We start from the raw sequence: 2,017 nt of genomic DNA on the forward strand, positions 1-2,017 counted from the left end.
TGTTTTAAAAATTAAAAAGCTGTATAAAAAAGCTAATAATACCAAAGATAAATGGCCGTCAATGCTGGCTTTTATTGATGCGGCTTACAATGGCTCATTTAAATATCTTTTATTAAAACCTAAAAGCTAATTTATTTTAAAGACTCAATCGGTTCTATAAAGTCCCAGAGATTTCCGTAGAGGTCTTCAAAAACAGCTACGGTGCCGTAAGGTTCTTTAACAGGCGGCCGTACAAAATTTATTTTCTTTTCAATCATTGTGTTGTAATCCCTCCAAAAATCATCCGTATATAAAAATAAAAAAACTCTTCCGCCGGTTTGGTTACCCACCCGGCTTTTTTGTTCTTCAGTTGCAGCCTGTGCCAATAACAAACAGCATTGTCCGTTGCCCGGCGGAGCAACTTTTACCCAGCGTTTTGTTTCGCTGAGTTTGGTATCTTCTATAAGAACAAAATTTAATTTTTCGGTATAAAATTTTATCGCTTCATCGTAGTTGGCAACCACTAAAGCTATGTGGGCTATGTATTGATTCATTATAATGCAAAATAAATAATAAATGAAACTTTCATACTGTAATACTTTTTTTTATTTTTAAATCTTTGTCCGTCTTAAGCTGCTACTTTTGCAGCATTTATCATAGCTTCAGACAAAACTGTATACACTTCTGTCCATGCTGCTCTTAACTCTTTATTCCATTGAGTGCCCAGCCCTTGCTCCAATGTAAATAAAAGAGCTGTGCCTACTGCGGTGTAATGATCAGCTTTTACTCCATAGCCTTCATGCCGCTGTGCCAATTTTGCCACTTCATCAATAATATCTTCCAGCTTATCCAGTTTGGCAATTACATAGCTGAGCATGGTTAATAATTTTTTTGATTGCTCAGGCATTGCAGTTTTACTAAACATAAATTTTACTTCTGGCGCTATTTCAAAAAGCCTGTTATAAAAAAGTCCGCCTACAGTTTCCATATCCATGACGGCTACCAATGCCCAACTGTTTTTTACGAGTTCGATATTTTTTGTTGTCATAATTTTATTTTTAAAACGATTTTTTGATTTTATTTTCCCTTTATTTATTTCTGTTTTAATTTTTCGACTTCTGTTTTCAATAAACTGATTTGTTGTTTTAATAAATCAATTTCTTCCTGCTGTGCCTGTATGGCTTTTAATGCAACGCCTGCAGGGTCTATACTGCTGATGCTTTTATCATCGGTACCTACATTAAATAATTTATAAAAATCCTGAGCCATGGGGCCAATATGGTATTCGCTGGTGCCTTTATATTTCCAACGGGTAATGGGCAGTTGATTTAGTTTAAGTAAGATATCGGCACCATCTATTTTTGTGATGTTATCTTTTTTTGTGGAGTCGGAAGCGTTGGTCCATACACCTCCGGAAGTTAATCTTGCCGCATTGCCGTTTGTTGCATTGGTGCCCACCTGCAATGCGTTACCTGCAGCGGCGCTTGTGCGGCCAAAAGCCCAGGAAGTAACAGCGCTGTTTCCAAAAATCATGGAATTAGAAAGATCTGCAGTGGCGCCATTACCTAAAACTGTTGCATTGTTAAGGTTCGAAAAATTTACATCAGCATTAAAACCCAATGCTGTATTACCGGTACCGCTTACATTTGTATTAAGTGCAGTATTGCCTATCGCAACATTATTGCTGCCAATGTTGTTGGCAACCAATGATTGATAACCTATAGCGATATTGTTGTTTCCCACAGCGTTTGCAAATAATGATTGTACACCACTGGCAAGGTTAAAACTTCCTATAGTATTACTAAATAGAGACTGCACGCCACTTGCGATGTTGTTATTGCCTGTTGTATTGGAAAAAAGAGATCTTGAGCCGAAGGAAGTATTACTAAATCCCGTGCTGTTGGTAAACAAAGACTGAAAACCGGCCGAGGTATTGTAAAAACCGTTGGTGTTATTATATAATGACTTTGAACCTAAGGCCGTGTTTTCGGAGCCATGAAAAGATTGTGTTGAATTTAGTCCGTTAAAAAACAATGCC

General features: G+C 37.2%; 3 protein-coding genes. All 3 read right to left on the bottom strand.

Going from position 1 to position 2,017, the window contains the following annotated elements; translation table 11 throughout:
* Positions 1 to 131: 131 nt before the first annotated feature.
* Positions 132 to 533 carry a VOC family protein gene (locus tag ACY65O_RS01855; RefSeq protein WP_462219149.1) on the bottom strand — a complete coding sequence of 134 codons (402 nt, stop codon included), beginning with the start codon at positions 531 to 533 and terminating at the stop codon, positions 132 to 134.
* 74 nt (positions 534 to 607) lie between these two features.
* Entirely contained in the window at positions 608 to 1,027 is a 420-nt protein-coding gene (locus ACY65O_RS01860; RefSeq protein ID WP_462219150.1) for a globin domain-containing protein, read from the bottom strand.
* Between the two features lie 44 nt (positions 1,028 to 1,071).
* Positions 1,072 to 2,017 (bottom strand): tail fiber domain-containing protein (locus ACY65O_RS01865; protein WP_462219151.1); only part of this gene is annotated, 946 nt, incomplete at its 5' end.

Source organism: Ferruginibacter sp., from assembly GCF_031430955.1.
In the GTDB taxonomy this organism is placed as follows: domain Bacteria; phylum Bacteroidota; class Bacteroidia; order Chitinophagales; family Chitinophagaceae; genus Ferruginibacter.

Excerpts from the sequence above, each read along its gene's own strand:
- ACY65O_RS01855 (WP_462219149.1), bottom strand. The coding sequence starts at position 533 with ATGAATCAATACATAGCCCACATAGCTTTAGTGGTTGCCAACTACGAT.
- ACY65O_RS01860 (WP_462219150.1), bottom strand. The coding sequence starts at position 1,027 with ATGACAACAAAAAATATCGAACTCGTAAAAAACAGTTGGGCATTGGTA.